The 17,088-nt window shown below is 63.8% G+C and carries 12 protein-coding genes and 1 tRNA gene; 4 read left to right on the forward strand and 9 right to left on the reverse strand.

Translation table 11 applies throughout. From position 1 onward, the window contains the following. Positions 1-38: 38 nt before the first annotated feature. Both OQE56_RS18035 and OQE56_RS18040 read right to left on the reverse strand, forming a co-directional pair. On the reverse strand, positions 39-362 hold the full coding sequence (locus OQE56_RS18035) for a hypothetical protein (protein ID WP_267226154.1): 324 nt from the start codon (positions 360-362) through the stop codon (positions 39-41). A gap of 171 nt (positions 363-533) precedes the next feature. Continuing rightward, entirely contained in the window at positions 534-1,217 is a 684-nt protein-coding gene (locus OQE56_RS18040) for an HAD family hydrolase (protein WP_267226155.1), read from the reverse strand. Between the two features lie 192 nt (positions 1,218-1,409). Between OQE56_RS18040 and OQE56_RS18045 the strand changes: the two genes are divergently transcribed. Then, positions 1,410-1,721, forward strand: a complete 312-nt coding sequence (locus tag OQE56_RS18045) for a hypothetical protein (protein ID WP_267226156.1) — start codon at positions 1,410-1,412, stop codon at positions 1,719-1,721. A 26-nt stretch (positions 1,722-1,747) separates the two neighbouring features. Here the strand turns inward: OQE56_RS18045 and glk are convergent, their stop codons facing one another. The 4 genes from glk to OQE56_RS18065 form a co-directional block, all read right to left on the reverse strand. Next, positions 1,748-2,767, reverse strand: coding sequence for a glucokinase (gene glk / locus OQE56_RS18050; RefSeq protein ID WP_267226158.1), 1,020 nt, complete (start codon positions 2,765-2,767; stop codon positions 1,748-1,750). A 150-nt stretch (positions 2,768-2,917) separates the two neighbouring features. After that, the gene (locus OQE56_RS18055; protein WP_267226161.1) at positions 2,918-4,294 is read right to left on the reverse strand and encodes a c-type cytochrome; all 1,377 of its coding nucleotides are present in this window, start codon (positions 4,292-4,294) and stop codon (positions 2,918-2,920) included. Beyond that, on the reverse strand, positions 4,291-6,069 hold the full coding sequence (locus OQE56_RS18060; RefSeq protein ID WP_267226163.1) for a GMC family oxidoreductase: 1,779 nt from the start codon (positions 6,067-6,069) through the stop codon (positions 4,291-4,293). Before OQE56_RS18060 ends, OQE56_RS18055 begins: the two co-directional genes overlap by 4 nt. Continuing rightward, positions 6,066-6,776 (reverse strand): gluconate 2-dehydrogenase subunit 3 family protein, encoded by a 711-nt coding sequence (locus OQE56_RS18065; protein WP_267226166.1) that lies wholly within the window; start codon positions 6,774-6,776, stop codon positions 6,066-6,068. Before OQE56_RS18065 ends, OQE56_RS18060 begins: the two co-directional genes overlap by 4 nt. Positions 6,777-6,972: 196 nt before the next feature. On the opposite strand from OQE56_RS18065, the gene OQE56_RS18070 reads away from it, so the two are divergent. Further along, positions 6,973-7,875, forward strand: coding sequence for a cation diffusion facilitator family transporter (locus OQE56_RS18070; RefSeq protein ID WP_267226168.1), 903 nt, complete (start codon positions 6,973-6,975; stop codon positions 7,873-7,875). A 24-nt stretch (positions 7,876-7,899) separates the two neighbouring features. Here OQE56_RS18070 and OQE56_RS18075 read toward each other — a convergent pair whose 3' ends face one another. Beyond that, on the reverse strand, positions 7,900-8,751 hold the full coding sequence (locus OQE56_RS18075) for an alpha/beta hydrolase (RefSeq protein WP_267226171.1): 852 nt from the start codon (positions 8,749-8,751) through the stop codon (positions 7,900-7,902). 145 nt (positions 8,752-8,896) lie between these two features. After that, on the reverse strand, positions 8,897-11,161 hold the full coding sequence (locus OQE56_RS18080) for a TonB-dependent receptor (RefSeq protein ID WP_267226172.1): 2,265 nt from the start codon (positions 11,159-11,161) through the stop codon (positions 8,897-8,899). Positions 11,162-11,356: 195 nt separating this feature from the next. On the opposite strand from OQE56_RS18080, the gene OQE56_RS18085 reads away from it, so the two are divergent. After that, positions 11,357-16,012: a DEAD/DEAH box helicase gene (locus tag OQE56_RS18085; protein WP_267226174.1), complete on the forward strand. Its 4,656-nt coding sequence runs from the start codon at positions 11,357-11,359 to the stop codon at positions 16,010-16,012. Between the two features lie 106 nt (positions 16,013-16,118). Here the strand turns inward: OQE56_RS18085 and OQE56_RS18090 are convergent, their stop codons facing one another. After that, entirely contained in the window at positions 16,119-16,490 is a 372-nt protein-coding gene (locus OQE56_RS18090; RefSeq protein ID WP_267226176.1) for a nuclear transport factor 2 family protein, read from the reverse strand. 171 nt (positions 16,491-16,661) lie between these two features. Here OQE56_RS18090 and OQE56_RS18095 point away from each other — a divergent pair. After that, positions 16,662-16,737: transfer RNA gene (locus tag OQE56_RS18095), tRNA-Ile, on the forward strand. Positions 16,738-17,088: the final 351 nt, after the last annotated feature.

Raw genomic sequence — 17,088 nt, forward strand, 5'->3', positions numbered from 1 at the left:
GTGCTTCACTTCTCCCTCCCCCCAAAGGGGAGTGGGAGTTAAAGCGCAGGCCGCGCGCGCAACAACGCATCCACCGCCTGCTGCCATTGCGGCGACCCCACGGGCGATTGCGGTGCCTCCTGGCCGAGCTTGTGCTGCACAGCGTGATTCCATTCGTCGGAACCGTGATCGGGGCCGTGGCCGTCGACGCTGATGTGCAGGCGTTGATCTACCCAGTCGTACCACCCGGGCGAACCGAGCGCTGCGTTATCGGGTGCGACTTGTGCGGCCTGGGGCTTGGGTGGTTTCTGCTCAGGCGGTGGCGACGAAGGCGAGCAGCCAACGAGCAGGGCAACGGTGAGCAAAGCGAGCATGCGGCGCATGGTTGCCTCCGGTGGAGGAATCAGTCTTCGAGACTAATCGCAAACACGTGCGTTGCGGTGAATAACGCCTGACGGCAAATAGCAGAAGTGAGTTAAGAGGAGTGAGAAGTGAGAGTGGCAAAGACCAGCTCTTCTCTCACTTCTCACTCCTCTGAACTCACTCCTCGCTCTTCAGCTCCGAGCAACCACTTCATCGATGTGTTTGAGCAAATCTGCCGGATCTTCGTAAACACGGAATGCGCCGGCGTCTTCCAATTCTTCCTGGCCGTAGCCGCCGGAAAGCAGACCGATGCCCAGAGAGCGGGCGCGTTGTGCGGCGAGCATGTCCCAGATGCTGTCGCCGATCACCAGGCTGTAGTGAATGTCCACGCCCAGGCGTTCCGCTGCAGTAATGAACAGATCAGGATCCGGTTTGGCATGGCGCACCTGATCGCGCGTCACGACCGGCACTTTCGACGGATCGACGCCCAGCGCTTCAAGATTATGGGCGGCCGTTTGCATGCGGCCGCTGGTGGCGATGGCCCACGGAATCTCGGCGTCGGTCAGAAAGGCGAGCAGTTCGCGTGCGCCGGGCAACGGACGCACCGAACCCTGCGTGGCCTGCCGGTTGTAGGCCTCCGCGTGCCAGGCGCGCAGGCGCGCCAGCCGCTCTTCAGTAATTTCCAGGCCGGTTTCGCGCAGCAGAATGTTGGCGAACAAGCCGCCGCTCATGCCGATCTTGCGGTGGATGCGCCACACCGAAAGATCCACGCCTTCGCGGTCCAGCGCTTCCTTCCAGGCAAGCACGTGCTGGTAGACGCTGTCGACGAGTGTGCCATCGAGGTCGAACAGGAATGCAGTGTCGGCGCGACGCATGGCTATGGGCTTGATCGAGGGAGGGCGTTACAGCGTAGCACCGTGCTTGTGGGTCCCGAGAGCTGTGATGCAACGCACGCCGCTTTGTAAGGTGCCGCACGGGATGACAGAAAGCGTGCTCCGTCATCGCTAACGTGTGCGGCGTCTAACAAGCGCTTGCCGCGCAACGATCATTCAGTCCGGGGGGACGTTATGACACGCAATAGTCGATGGGCTGCCTTGGGGCTGGCGATGTCTTTGCTGGTGGGATTTGCCAACGCGCAGGGCGCCGCCGGGCGACTCGTGTTCGAGGGCAGCGTGGTGCAGGACGGCTGCAACGCAGATGTGCCGCTATGGGGTGCGCAGGGCGGTGTGCGCAGTTGCGGTACCAGTCCTGCGGCTCGTGCCGAATATGTCGAGCACACGGCTCGGGCGACATCCGAAACGGGTATGGCCATGCTCGATTACTTTGCCGGGCGTCCCGATGGCGGCACCAAGTACCTGGTGACGCGCCAGTACCTCTGAATGGAGCAGGGTGCTCGGCGAAAAGGTCAGCCGTTCGCCAGCAGCGGCTTGCCGGCGTCGAGCACCGCCAGTGCGGCAGCGCCGAGCAGGCCGGGCTCCGGATGTGTCATCGCGACGGTCGGCACCTGTTCCATCGTTTCGCGGAAGCGGCCCTTGGCCTCGAAACGTTCGCGGAAACCGCCGCGCTTGATCCACGGCAGCAGAATCGGCAGCACGCCGCCGGTGAGGTACACGCCATCCCATCCGCCGAGGCTGAGCACCAGGTCACCAGCCACGCTGCCGAAGATGCCGGCAAGCGTTTCCACCGTACGCACGCACAGCGGGTCGGTGCCGGCTTCGGCGCGGGCGGTGATGTCTTCGGGGGTGTATTCCTCCGCCGGCTGGCCAGCGATATCGGCAAGGGCGAGATAGAGGTTCACCAGGCCGTTGCCGCAGATCATGCGTTCGTTGGACACGCGACCGAAGCGCTCGTTGAGGCGATGCAGAATCTCCACGTCTTCGGCGGTGTGGGCGGCGAAGCCGGCGTGACCACCTTCGGTTTCCAGCACAATCCAGTGGCCTTCGCGGCGCAGCAGGCCCGCCACGCCAAGACCCGTGCCCGGGCCCATCACGACAAAGGTCTGCGGCTCGCGCTGGCCGAGGGTCGGCAAGGCCTGCGGGCCTACCGCCGAGAGCTGTTCGTGCATGAGCAGCGGCACAGCCATGGCCTGCGCGGCAAAGTCATTGACCAGATGCACCGCTTCCATGCCCAGCTCGGCCTGCAGCGTGTGCGCCGCCACCAGCCAGGGATTGTTGGTGACCTTGACCGTTTCCCCTTCGCTGACGCGGCCGGCGGCGGCAATGACAGCGCGCAGCGCCGTATGGCCGGTGTCGGTGAAGTACTGGCGAATGGCCTCAGCCAGCGAAGCATGATCCTTCACCCGGTAACGCCGAACGCTGTCCCCCAGCAACGGTGCGGTGCTGCTGGTGTCAGCCAGCGCAAAGCGCACGTTGGTGCCGCCGAGATCAGCAAGCAACGTCGGGGCGGCACGGGATGGCGTTCTCATGGACTGTCCTGGCTTGGGGAGACAGTAAGCGTGACGCCGTCGGGTCAGTTCGTCCAGTAGTGCAGTGCAACGAAAACCATGGCGGACGCCATTCTGTGGCGCATGGTTGGCCGTCCGGGCGTCCAGGGCCCGGAAGGTTGCGCGGGGGAGTTACTGCTGCGCGCGCGGGTCGTAACTCGTCATGGTGGGTTGGCCCGCGGGCGGCAGCTCGCGCAGCGGGTTGACCTGTTGGGCGCTGACCGTGCTGCCTTTATTGCCCCAGCTGGAGCGCACAAAAGTCAGCAGCTCGGCTATCTGTTCGTCACTCAGCCGGTCGCGGAAGGCGGGCATGCTGAACTGGGTGGGTGCGCCGCGGCCGGTGGGCATGGTGCCGCCGTGCAGTACCAGCCGGATGACCGAAGCGGGGTTGTCGCCATTGAGCACCGGGTTGCCGGCCAGGGCGGGGTAGACCTGGTTGTAGCCATGGCCATCCGTGCGATGGCAGGTGGCGCAGTTGTCGACGTAAAGCTGTGCGCCGGTCTTGGCAACGTCGCCACCCTTAAGCGCGGTGTAAGTGGCGGCGTCATAGGTCAGTGCCGTTTCCTCCCGCGCTGGCGGCAGCGACTTGAGGAAGTGCGCGATGGCGGCAAGGTCTTCATCGCTCATGTACTGCGTGCTGTGCTCGACCACGTCCGTCATGCCGCCGAACACTGCGCTGCGATCCGTGCGGCCGGCCCGCAGCAACGCTGCGAGTTCCTCTTCGGCGACGTTGCCCAGCCCGCTGGCCAGTTCGCCGCGCAGGCTCGGCGCCACCCAGTTATCGCTTTCGCCACCGCTGAGATAAGCGCTGCCATCGTTCGGCCCCAACGCCTTCTCCTGCAGCGTGAACGCGCGGGGTGTATGGCAGGCGCCGCAGTGGCCCAGCCCTTCCACCAGATACTGCCCGCGTGCCAGGGCGGCATCGCCCGTGGCCGGGGTCTGCACCGGTGTCACTTTGGGTGCAAACAGCCAGCGCCAGTAGGTAAGCGGCCAGCGCATCGATAGTGGCCACACGATGCCTTCGGCGTGATTTTTCTGCTGAACCGGCGTCACCCCGTGCATGACATACGCGTACAGCGCCTGGATATCCTGGTCGCTGACCTTGGCGAAAGACGGGTAGGGCATCGCCGGATACAACGTATGCCCCGACGCATTGATGCCGCGCCGCACTGCACGCTCAAACTCGCCGTAGGTGTAATGGCCGATACCGGTGTCCGGATCAGGCGTGATGTTGGTGCTGTAGATCGTGCCCACCGGCGAGGCGATCGCGAGCCCGCCGGCAAATGGCTTGCCGCCCGGCGCCGTATGACAGGCGGCGCAGTCGCCCAGTTGCGCAAGGTACTCGCCCTGCTTGATCAGATCGGGCGAAGGTGCGGGCGCCGTGGCCGAAGGGTCACCACCGCCGCCGCGATACACCAGCGTGAGAAGCCACGCGAGCACCACCAGCACGACCAATCCGATGAGGAATCGCAGCAAGCCGCCGCGACGGCGAGTGGCCTGCGTATTCATGCCTGCACCAGCGGGCCGGGGTGCTTGAGATAGGTATCGCGAATGGCTTTGACCGACCAATACGTGAGGCCACCGATGGTCCCGGTGGGGTTGTAGCCTAAGTTCTGCGGAAAAGCCGATGCGCCCGTGACGAACACGTTGTGCACATCCCAGTTCTGCTGAAAGCGATTGAGCGCGCTCGTTTCAGGCGAGGTCCCTTGAATCACTCCGCCCGTGGTGTGCGTGGTCTGGTACTGCCGAATGTCGTAATGATCGCCAGGCTTGCGCAGCGTCACCGATGTCGCCTTCGGCTTCATCTGTTTGACGATCTCCTGCGCGCGTTCGGTGACGAATTGCGACATCTTGTATTCGTTGTCGTGCCAGTCGAAGGTGATGCGCAACAGCGGCAGGCCGAAGGCATCCTTGTAGGTGGGATCAAGATCGAGATAGCGATCGCGATACGCCATCACCGAGCCGTGCGTGGATACCGAGGTGGCGTGCAGATAGCTTTCTTTGGCGGCTTTCTTCCAGCCCGCGCCCCAGCTCGGCGTTCCCGGCGGCACGATCAGCTGCTGCAATGGCCTGCCACCCGTCTGCCCGGCGTAAATGTAAGCGCCACCGACAAAGCCGTGCGTGGTGTGATCAAAGTGATCGGAGTTGAAATCGTCGACAATCTGAAAGCCACCCGCGCCCGCACCGATGAACGGGTTGATGGTGACGTCCTGATCGAAGAAGACACCGATGCTGCTCATCATCTGATAGGCGTAGTTCTTGCCGATAACGCCCTTGCCGGTGGCCGGGTCGTACGGTTTGCCGATACCCGACAGCAACATCAGCCGCACGTTGTGCATCTGGAACGCGGAAACAATCACCAGATCCGCCGGCTGTTCGATCTGCTGGCCTTGGGCATCGATATATGTCACGCCCGTGGCGCGCTTGCCTGAGGAGTCGAGATTGATCTTGATGACGTGACTGTTGGTGCGCAGCGCAAAGTTGGACTTGCGCATCAGCACCGGAAGAATCGTGGTTTGTGGCGACGCCTTGGCATACATGAAGCAGCCGAAGCGTTCGCAATACCCGCAGAAGTTGCACGGGCCCAATCGCGCGCCGTAGGGATTGGTGTAGGGCCGCGAAGCATTCGATGACGGCTGCGGAAACGGGTGATAGCCCACCGCGCGCGCGGCGTCTGCAAACAACTGGGCGCCGTACGTGTCGCTCAGCGGTGGGTTCGGGTAATCCTTCTTGCGCGGGCCCTCGAACGGGTTGCCGCCTTGCCTGATCTCGCCGCTGAGGTTGCCGGCGCGGCCGGAGGTGCCACAGGTGTATTCAAACTGCTCGAGAAACGGCTCCAGCTCGTCGTACGCGACACCGTAATCCTGAATCTGCATATCCTGCGGCATGAACTGCTCGCCGTAGCGCTTGCTGATATGCGTGTGAAACTCCAGGTCTTCCGGCGACGGACGGTAATGCTGGCCATTCCAGTGCGTGCCCGCGCCGCCCACGTTGTTGCCAAACAGAAATGAGCCGTACTGACGGTAAGGCACGGCGGTGTCGTTGATCGCATGACGTACCGTTACTGTTTCGCGCGCCAGCGGCTGAAACAGCTTGCCGCGAATGCCATAAGCCAGCTCGTCGGCGATGTTGGGGTAAGACCAGTCGGGTGACGTGTCCTGATAAGCGCCACGTTCCAGCGCCAGAATGTTCAGACCCGTCTGCGAAAGCTCCATCGCCATGATGGCGCCTGTCCAGCCAAACCCGACGATCACCACATCGACCGGCTTCTTGGTGGTCGTCATGCCTTGTCTCCCCGGATCGACACCGGGCCGAACGGATAAGCCTTGCCGGGCTGCTCGATCCAATCCGCGTAGTCGGCACGCGCCCCCGGAAAGCCGATCATTTTCCAGCTGCCCATGTGCTTGTTGCCGCCATACATCGGGTCGGCCAGGTAGCCTTCCTTGGTATTGGTCCACAGCTGGTTGAAGAATGCCGCGGCGGGCAACTGCTCAAGCTGGATTTCGCCCTTCTCCAACTGGTGCAGCACGCCGTCGCGTTCTTCCGGCGATAGCGCGGCGAACTTCTTCTGGTGTTGTTTCTGGCACCAGTCGTCCACCGCAGCAATGGCGGTGCGGTAAAGCTCGCGTGGCGTAAAGCGCAGCTGGTAGCCGAGTGTGGGAGGGGTGTCCGGTACGAACGGCCCCTGCATATACCAGTACCCGCCGTGGCCGTAAGCCGCTTCCATTTCGCGATCGATGAACTCGGGCACACCTGCTTCCAGCGCGCCCGGTCCGTCTTCGTTGGAAGGAATCAGCCGATCGACCGCCGCCTGCAGAAACGCCCACTCCGGTGCTGTGAAATAGCGTGGCGCATAGATGGCGTTCGCGGTTGCCGGGACGTTCTGCGTCTGCGCAATGGCAGAGGTCCCGAGCAGGCTCACTGCGGGAACGGCAACCAGGGACTGCCGCAAAAAGTCGCGCCGTGATGGCGACGAAGGCTTGTTGGACATGGCGTTCCCCACGGCCAAAGTGTCGTGCGCTACCGCATGCTGGCGCGGGTGGTGGATGCAAAGCGTGAAGGCGTCGGGGCGCCACTGTCATGTTGAAAACGCCGCCCGAAACGGCCCGCGCTACGCGATGGTCTTGCCGCCCACAGGGTGATCTCCCACAGGCATAATGCCCCCGACTTGCCATCGGGGCTCAGGCATGGACAACTCCCGCGAACAACGCCAGTTGCGCCTCTCCATCGTCGCGACCTTTCTGGTGGGCGCTGCGTGTGTTGCTGTGGGTTTGTTGATGCGCTCGCAGGCGATCGCCTTCGATGGTTTCTATTCACTGGTGGATGTCGTGCTCACCGCCGGCTCGCTCCTGGTGTCGCATCTGGTGACCAGCGAAGGCAGCCGCCGCTTTCAGTTCGGCTACTGGCACCTCGAGCCTTTGATGGTGGTATTCAACGCCACCGTGCTCACCGCTATCTGCAGCTACGGCGGCGTCACCGCGTTGCACGATCTGCTGACCGGCGGCCATGAACTTGCCTTTGGCTTTGGTGCGGCGTGGGCAGCCATCATGGGTGTGGTGAGCTTGCTCATGGCGCGATACATGCTGCGCGAGTCAAAGGCATTGAATTCCGTATTGCTGCAACTCGATGCACGGGGCTGGATCATCGGTGGCTGCATCAGCATTGCCGTACTGGCGGGATTCGCGCTGGCGGCCGTCATCGAAGGCGGGCCGCTGGACCACTGGACCCGTTACGTCGACTCTTCCGTACTGCTGTTGCTGATTCTGGCGCTATTGCCGTTGCCGCTGAGCAGCTTGTGGGGCGCGTTGCGCGAAGTGCTGCAACTCGCACCCGACGCGCTCGATCAACGCGTACGCGAGGTGATGCGCGAGCTGGTTCAAGAATGCGGATATCTGGAGTTCGCCAGCTACGTCGCCAAGATCGGCCGCATGCGCTTCATCGACATCCACATCCTCGTCGTGCCCAGCCAGCCACTCGGTAGCATGCATGAGGTGGATGAGGTGCGCAGTGAGATTGCACGGCGCATCGGTAGCGATATTCGCGCCGAGTGGCTCACCATCGTGTTCACCAGCAAACGCGAGTGGATGTAAATCGATCGCAGGGTGGCCGCCTGCTCACCCCAGCTTCTGCAACCAATCCGCGAGCTGCTTCAGCACCTGACTGCGCGAAGGCTCGGCTTCGTTGAAAAGCTCGTGGTAAAGCGAATCGAAATAGCGCGTCGTGAGGTACTTGCCTGCCCAGCTGCCTTCGGCAAACTCGCGGCTGCCCGCCGGATTCACCAACTTGTCCGCGCCCGCCACCAATAGCAGCGTGGGAATCTTCAGCTTGGAGGCGTCGCGGACACAGGCATCGCCTGCGCGGAAAATGAATTCCGCCATGCGCGGCGTTACCCAGCCATGTCGCAACGGATCGGCGCGGTAAGCCGTCTCCACCTGCGGATCGTGCGAAAGCTTGTCGAACGCCAGTCTGTTGGGCAGCGGCACATTCGGCAACAGCTTCGCCACCGTGGCAGCCAGCTTTTGCCGCCACGCGGGCTCCCAGGTACGCAGCGCCGGCGAGGAAAGCACCATCGCGGGCGGCTGGATGCGGCGGTCGAGCACGCAGCGGGCCGCCACCAGGCCGCCCATGCTGTGGCCGAGCAGCAGCGGCCGCCGGGGCAGGGCGTCGGCGTAGTCGTTGTAGACCGTGGCGAGGTCTTCCAGCAGGTCGTCGGGATGGGACATGCCACCGCGCGTGCCCGGGGTCTTGCCGTGCCCGCGCTGGTCATAGCTGCGCACGGCGTAGCCGCGCGTATGGAACCACGTGGCCAGTCGCTGGTAGCGGCCGCTGTGTTCGCCCAGGCCATGCACGATCAGCACCGCGTCGTGCGCGCGAGCACTGGGCCAGTCGCGCACGAACAAAGGCAGGCCATCGGCCATGGTCAGGAGATGGGTGCGGTCGCTGCCGTGGTCGCCCGGGTGGTTCACATCGCACTCTCGACGGGAAATTGACGAATTCTGCACCAAGCAGGGTCCGCTTGGGGATCCATTCGCCGGCCAAAGAAAAAGGGGAGTGGCCAGGCCACCCCCCTTTGATTGATGGTGATCGGGCCGGTGGCAGCCGGCCGGGCCATCAGAAGTCCGTGCGGAACTCCACGCCGATGATGCGCGGGTCGTTGACGAACGCGGTGCGGTTGTTGAAGTCGATCGCACCGGTGATGTACTGCTTGTTGGTGATGTTGCGGCCGTACAGGGCGATTTCGCGCTTGCCGAAATCCCAGTTGTAACCCAGACGCAGGCCGCCCTCGAGCGTCGGCTTGCCGCGGAACTCTTCCGACTCGTACAAGAAGAAGTTCACTTCGCTGCGGTAGCTCCAGTCGGTGTAGATGAAGAACTCGCCGCTCTCGCCGTACGGGATGCCGTAGCGCGCGGTGAGGTTGCCAATCCACTTCGGTGCGTTCGGCAGCGGGTTGCCGTTGATCAGCGCGTTGCCGTTCGCATCCAGCGGGTTCAGCAACGTGCAGCCGGAACCGCACGGCGCCACGGCCAGGGTCGGGTCCTTCAGCTCGGTGTAGTTGTAGCTGCCGTTAGCGGTAAGCACGAAGTTCGGCGTGACATACGCCTCCAGGTCGAACTCTGCGCCGTGGCCGCGGGTTTCCTTCGCGTTGATCAGGCGCGTCACGTTGGTGTCGCCGCCCACCGCGGTGAGCTGCTGGTTGTGCATCGTGTAGTCGTAGATATCCGCGTTGAAGCGCAGGCGGTTGTCCATACCCGTGGTCTTGATGCCCAGTTCGTACGAGGTGACCGTCTCCGGCTTGGCCTCGGAGATGAAGTCGGCAAACAGCACGCGGCCCTGCACGCTCGGCGCGCGGAAGCCGTTGGCGATGCGGCCGTACACGTTGACGTTCTGGTTCACTTCCCAGGTGCCGGTCAGGTCACCGCTCCAGCGCGAATCGTGCGGGTTGGCGCCCAGCGACAGCGGGCCGCCGCCGATCGGCGACAGAATGCGGTCCACGTGGAAGTCACGCGAATCGTGCGACCAGCGCGCACCGGCACGCACGTCGAAGTCGTCGGTGAGATGGTAATCCGTCGAACCGAACACGGCGTACGCGGTGGTCTTCTGGCTCTGCTGTGCATAGCCGTCCAGCGCGTGGTTGTTGAGCGTGTTGTAGTCGTAATTGACGATCGCGATGTTTTCGTTGAAGTAGTACGTGCCCACCTGCCAGTTCAGGCGATCCTGCGGATTGCTGGCGAGGCGGAACTCCTGCGTGACCTGGCGATCGTGCGGCAGCGCATCGGCCGTTTCCGCCGGGAACGGCGTCACGTACGGCAGCTGGCTCGGGTTCTGCGGAATGGCGATACCGCCGTCCACGTCGCCGCGGCTGTACGTGTCGGCCTTCTCGAAGCCCGTGATCGAGGTGAAGGTGTAATCACCCAGATTCCAGGTGAGGTGGACATTGCTGCCCCAGGTAAACAGGTGCTGTTCGTTGCGGCCGTCCTGGTACACCACGTCGCGGTTGAAGCCCGGCACGAAGCTATCGCTGCCCAGCGGAATCGCATTGGCGCGATTGACCTCGGCCGTGCCCTGGAGCCAGCGCGCATGCACGTTGATGAGCGCGTTGAAGCCCTGCACGTCATACATGGCCTGCAGACGCACGGCGCGGTCGTTGTAGCCGCCCAGCTCGTCCTTCTGGCCCGTGTAGCCGTTGTCGATCCAGCCGTCGCGATGCTGCGCCAGCGCCGAAATACGACCCGACCAGTTGCCGCCCAGCGAGCCGCCCAACGCGGCCTCAGCGTTCGCAGTGCCCTTGGTGCCGATCGAGGCCTTGGCGTAGCCCGAGGTTTCCTGGCTCGGCTTCACCGAGTCGAACTTGATGACGCCGGCCGGCGAGTTACGACCGAACAGCGTGCCCTGCGGGCCGCGCAGCACTTCCACCTGCTGCAGGTCGAACAGCGGGAAGCCCTTGAGGATCGGGTTCTCCTGCACGATGTCGTCGTACACCATCGACACCGGCTGCGACGCATTCAGGTCGAAATCGCTGTTGCCCAGACCGCGGATGTAGAAGCGCGGAAATTCGCGGCCATACGACGTCTCGGCGTACACGCTCGGCGCGCGGCCGGCCAGCATCAGCACGGAGTCACCGGCCTGGCCGAAATTGCTGATCTGCTCCGGCGTCACCACGGTCATGGAGACCGGCACCTTCTGCAGATTCTCGACGCGCTTTTCAGCGGTCACGTTGATGGTTTCAAGCTGCACCGGCTTGCCATTCTGCGACTTGGCGGGGGCCGCGGCAGCGGGTGCGTTGGCATCCTGTGCGTGAGCGGTGGTACCCATGGCGAGGGCGCTGGCAATGGAAAGGGCGAGCACGGCTACGCGCGTCGAGCTTGCGGCGGTCATTGGAATGTCCCCAGAGACAGAGATAGAAAAAGGCAACAGATGCCGCTGAAACGTACCCGTGAGTACGGCGGCTTAACGATATTGTCACGTAAATCTGTCAACGACTGAAGCGTATTATTTTACGATTGCTTGGCAAAAGGCCTACTCGCCCCCAAGTTTTCCCTCTCAAAGAGTGGTTGCGCCAGGCCTAACTCTATGCCCCTGCACGATTTTCACCCTGCCGTTGCCGCCTGGTTCCGGGGCGCTTTTCGGGCACCTACGGCGCCGCAGATAGCCGCTTGGCCGTCCATCCGTTCAGGCAAACACACCCTGGTTGCAGCCCCCACCGGCTCCGGTAAAACGCTCACGGCCTTTCTCTCCGCCATTGATACGCTGGTGCGCGAAGGCGTAGCGAACGGTGGCGTGCTGCCCGACGCCACCACGGTGGTGTACGTGTCGCCGCTGAAGGCGCTATCCAACGACATCCGCATCAACCTCGAAGCGCCGCTGGAAGGCATTCGCGCTGAGCTGGCCAAGATGGGCCTGCCCGATGTGGACATACGCACCGCCGTGCGCACCGGCGACACACCGCAGGCCGAGCGCACATGGATGCGCAAACAGCCGCCGCACATTCTCGTCACCACGCCCGAATCGCTCTACATCTTGTTGGGTTCGGAATCCGGCCGAACGATGCTGGCGAGCACGCGCACGGTGATCGTCGATGAAATTCATGCGATGGCTTCGAGTAAGCGCGGTGCACATCTGGCGCTGTCGCTGGAGCGACTTGAATCGCTATGCCAACGCCGACTCCTACGCATCGGCCTCTCTGCAACACAAAAGCCCATTGAAGACGTAGCGAAGTTCCTGGTCGGAGCGCACGCCCAACTCCCTCTCCCCTCCGGGGAGAGGGCTGGGGTGAGGGGCCAACCTAGCGACAAGCTCAAAAAGAGCCGCGCAAAGAAAGACGATCCCGCAAGCCCCACCCCCTCATCCGACCCTTCGGGCCACCTTCTCCTCGCTCCTCAAAGCGGGAGCCATCCATGGCCCCTCCCCGCGTGCCCCGCAGGGGAGAAGGATGAAATCTGCATCATCGACGTCGGCCACACCCGCCAGCGCGACCTCGCCATCGAAGTCCCACCCGTACCGCTCGAAGCAGTCATGTCCAACGACTGCTGGCAGCTCGTCTACAACCGCCTCTCGCAACTGGTAGAAACCCATCGCACCACACTCGTATTCGTCAACACGCGCCGCATGGCCGAGCGCGTCGCGCGGCATCTCTCCGAACGACTAGGTAAAGAAGCCGTCGCCGCCCACCACGGCAGCCTCGCCAAAGAACAGCGACTCGACGCCGAACAACGCCTCAAGCGCGGCGACCTCAAAGTGCTGGTAGCCACCGCATCGCTGGAACTCGGTATCGATATCGGCGATGTGGATCTCGTCTGCCAGCTCGGCTCGCCGCGCTCCATCGCCGCCTTTCTGCAACGCGCCGGCCGCTCCGGCCATGCGGTCGACGGCACGCCCAAGGCACGCCTTTTCCCAAGCACGCGCGACGATCTGGTGGAGTGCACCGCCTTGCTCGACTGCGTACGCCGCGGCGAACTGGATACCTTGATTCAGCCGCCGCAACCGCTCGACGTGCTGGCGCAGCAAATCGTGGCCGAAGTGGCCTGCCAGGAGTGGAGCGAAGACGCGCTCTACGACACGCTGCGCCGCGCCCACCCCTATCGGCACCTCACACGCGAACAGTTCAACGCCACCGTGCGCATGCTCGCCGAAGGCTTCACCACGCGCCGTGGCGCACGTGCTGCCTACATTCACCGCGATGCCGTGCACGGACAGTTGCGTGCGCGCCGCGGGGCAAAGCTCACCGCCATCACGTCGGGCGGTGCCATTCCCGACACCGCCGATTACCTCGTGGTGCTGGAACCGCAAGCCACCATCATCGGCACGGTCAACGAAGATTTCGCCATCGAAAGCCTGGCCGGCGATGTGTTCCAGCTGGGCAACACCAGCTATCGCATCCAGCGCGTGGAGCGCGATCGTCTGCGCGTGGAAGACGCGCAAGGCGTGCCACCCAACATTCCCTTCTGGCTGGGCGAAGCGCCGGGCCGTACCGCTGAACTCTCGCACGGCGTATCGCGTTTGCGCGAAGAGATTTCCGAACACCTCGACGCGGGCGGCGCACCCGCGGTATCGCACTGGCTGACGCACGCACTAGGCCTCAGCGAAGCCGCCGCGCAACAGCTGGCCGACTACATGGCCGCCGCCAAGGCTTCGCTCGGCGTGTTGCCCACGCAACAAACGTTGGTGTTCGAGCGCTTCTTCGACGAATCCGGTGGTACCCAGCTCATCATCCACACGCCCTGGGGCAGCCGTATCAACCGCGCGTGGGGTCTCGCCCTGCGCAAACGCTTCTGCCGTCAGTTCAATTTCGAACTGCAGGCGGCGGCCACTGAAGACGCCATCATCCTTTCGCTCTCCACCAGCCATAGCTTCCCGCTGGACGAAGTGGCGCACTATCTCCATTCCAGCTCCGCCGAGCACGTACTGATACAGGCCCTGCTCGACGCGCCGCTATTCCCCGCGCGCTGGCGCTGGAACGCCACCACCGCACTCGCGTTGCCGCGCTTTCAGGGCGGCCGCAAAGTGCCGCCGCAGTTGCAGCGCATGAAAAGCGAAGACCTGCTCGCCACCGTCTTCCCCGACCAGGTGGCGTGCCTCGAAAACATCGTGGGCGAGCGGGAGATTCCCGATCACCCGCTGGTCAACCAGACCCTGCACGACTGCCTGCGCGAAGCGATGGACGTGGACGGCCTGCTACACATCCTGCGAGGGCTGGAAGAGGGCACCATCACCGTCGTCGCACGCGACCTCGCTGCACCCAGCCCCCTCGCCGGCGAAGTGCTCAGCGCCGCACCTTATGCATTCCTCGACGACGCCCCGCTGGAAGAACGCCGCACGCAAGCCGTGCAATCTCGCCGCTGGTCCGACCCCGAAAACGCCGACGACCTCGGCCGCCTCGACGCCGACGCCATCGACGCCGTACGCGAAGAAGCATGGCCACAAGTACGCAGCGCCGATGAAATGCACGAAGCCCTCGGCATCCTAGGCGGCATCACCCAACACGAAGCCGATGCCAACGAAGGTTGGAACGACTGGCTGGCGTCTCTCGCGCAGTCGCATCGAGCGACGCTTTTAGCTCCCTCTCCCCTCCGGGGAGAGGGTTGGGGTGAGGGGTCACTCTTGCCCCAGTCCACCCCCGAAGCGACCCAACCCACCATCTGGACCACCGCCGAATCCCTCCCCAAATGGCAAGCCGTCCACCCGGCCGCCACGCTGCATCCACCCATCGACGCCCCCGCCGAATTCGCCGCCCAACCCTGGACACGCGAAGACGCCCTGCTCGAACTCCTCCGCGGCCGCCTCACCGGCACCGGCCCCACCACCGTCGCCCAACTCGCCACGGTGCTGCACGTCGAACCCAGCGACATCGACCTCGCCCTGATCCGCCTGCAAACCGAAGGCTACGTCATGCAGGGCCACTTCACGCCCGGCACGCACGACGTGGAATGGTGCGAACGCCACCTGCTCGCACGCATCCACCGCTACACCATCGGCCGCCTGCGCCGCGAAATCGAACCCGTCAGCCGCCGCGACCTGATGCGCTTCCTGTTCGACTGGCAACACGTCGCACCCGGCGCACGCCTCAGCGGCCCCGACGCCTTACCCGCCGTACTCACCCAGCTCGAAGGTTTCGAAGCCGCCGCCGGCTCCTGGGAAAGCGAACTGCTGCCCGCGCGCATCGACGACTACGCCATCACCTGGCTCGACGAACAATGCCGCGCCGGCCGCGTCAGCTGGAGTCGTCTGCGCAGCGGCTCCGGCAGTGGCGGCGGCCCCGTGCGAGCCACACCCATCGTGCTGCTGCCACGCCGCAGCGTACCCCTCTGGACCAACATCGCCACCCGCGACGGCAACACCGAAGAGGTCGCCATCTCCTCACGCGCACAAGCCGTGCTCGATGCATTGCGTGACCACGGCGCCCTGTTCTTCGACGAACTGATGAGCGACACCCACCTGCTGCGCACCGAACTCGAAGACGCCCTCGGCGAACTCGTCGCCGCCGGCCGCATCACCGCCGACAGCTTCGCCGGCCTGCGCGCACTACTCGTACCCGCCGCCAAACGCGACGCCCATCGCCACCGCCGCCTGCGCCGCCACATGCTCACCGGCATCGAAGACGCCGGCCGCTGGTCATTAGTGCGCACACCCAAATCCTTCTCCCCTCCGGGGAGAAGGTGGCCCGAAGGGACGGATGAGGGGCGGGTGCTCGAGAAAGCCCCACCTACCTCAACCAACAAACCCGACACCGACCCCATCGAACACATCGCCCGCAGCCTCCTGCGCCGCTACGGCGTCGTCTTCTGGAAACTGCTCGAACGCGAAGCCCCCTGGCTCCCCAGCTGGCGCGAACTACTGCGCGTCTACCACCGCCTGGAAGCCCGCGGCGAAATCCGCGGCGGCCGCTTCGTCGAAGGCCTCGTAGGCGAACAATTCGCCCTCCCCGAAGCCATCGCCCGCCTGCGCGCCGTGCGCCAACTGCAGCCGCAGAACGAACTCGTCTGCATCAGCGGCTCCGACCCACTCAACCTCGTCGGCACCGTACTCGCCGGCAACAAACAACCCGCCGTCACCGGCACCCGCGTGCTCTACGAAGACGGCGTACCCGTCGCCGCCTGGGTAGCCAACAAACCCCAATGGCTGACGGAATCCACTCCCGCCCAACAACAACACTGGCGCAACGCACTACTGCGCCGCGCCGATGCAGATGCTTTTAAAGTCGACACCAGCGCGTCTGGCCTGAGCCACTAGGCAACCCCGGCACACCCTCACCGTCATTCCCGCGAAAGCGGGAATCCAGCGACTTTGGCCCTTGAGCGCGACAACTCAGCAAAAGCGAGGGCCCCCACAACACCCCTCACTCACTGTAATCCCCGATATACGCCAACTTCCCCTCACGCTGGCGAAACTCACTGCGCCCATTCAACGTAATCGACTGCCCCGCGCGCACGCCATTGGGCAAATCCACCGCAAACGTGCCATCAAACAGGATATGCGCCGTCGCCATATCCTCGCGCTCCTCATAGGCAACAATCAGCTGCCGCCGCGCGGAAAACAGATAACGCGAACTCTCCGCCAGATGCCGCAGCTCATCCACGCCCTGCGTGCGCACGCTCAGCACCCCGGCCGTGAAATTCTCAAACACCACATCGCGATGCATCGTCGCCACCATGGCATCCACATCCATGCGGTTATAGGCCGCCAGGTAACGTTCAATCAGCTCGCGCATGGCGCATCCTTCAGGGCAGGGCGCCTGCAACCGGGCGCGACAGCGCAAAGTCTACGGCACCCGCGCCACCAAACCGACAATTCCGACGCGCCGGGCCGCCCCACCAGGTCGACGCCCCCACCCAACCCCGCTACCATGTTCGCCCCACACCGGCGCAACGCCGGCACGCAAGGGCCTATAGCTCAACGGTTAGAGCAGGGGACTCATAATCCCTTGGTTCCAGGTTCGAATCCTGGTGGGCCCACCATCTGCCAGATCTAGCCTCCAAGCTGTTCGCTAAAGCATAAGTTGGCCGTTTCGGACAATTTATGGTTGAAATAAAGCATAAAGTGTCCAAGTGTGGCTGGAAGCATAAGTTTGCCGTTCTGGCCAACTTATGTTTGAACGTAAAACATTGTTTGGCCGCAGGCTGACGAGAGCGTCAGCGTCGCATCCAGCGGAATCCTCAATCTAGCGTGTCATTCCTTAGCATGGTCTTGTCGACACCTTCGGCGCACGTCGAGATCCAAGCATCCTGATGTCAGGTGCTTCCGTTTGCGAAGTACGCAAGGCGCCCGAGCCCGCAAGCCAACGCCCTGGGGCTTTTGCCTCCCCCTCG

The organism is Dyella silvae, assembly GCF_026421305.1.
In the GTDB taxonomy this organism is placed as follows: Bacteria; Pseudomonadota; Gammaproteobacteria; order Xanthomonadales; family Rhodanobacteraceae; genus Dyella; species Dyella silvae.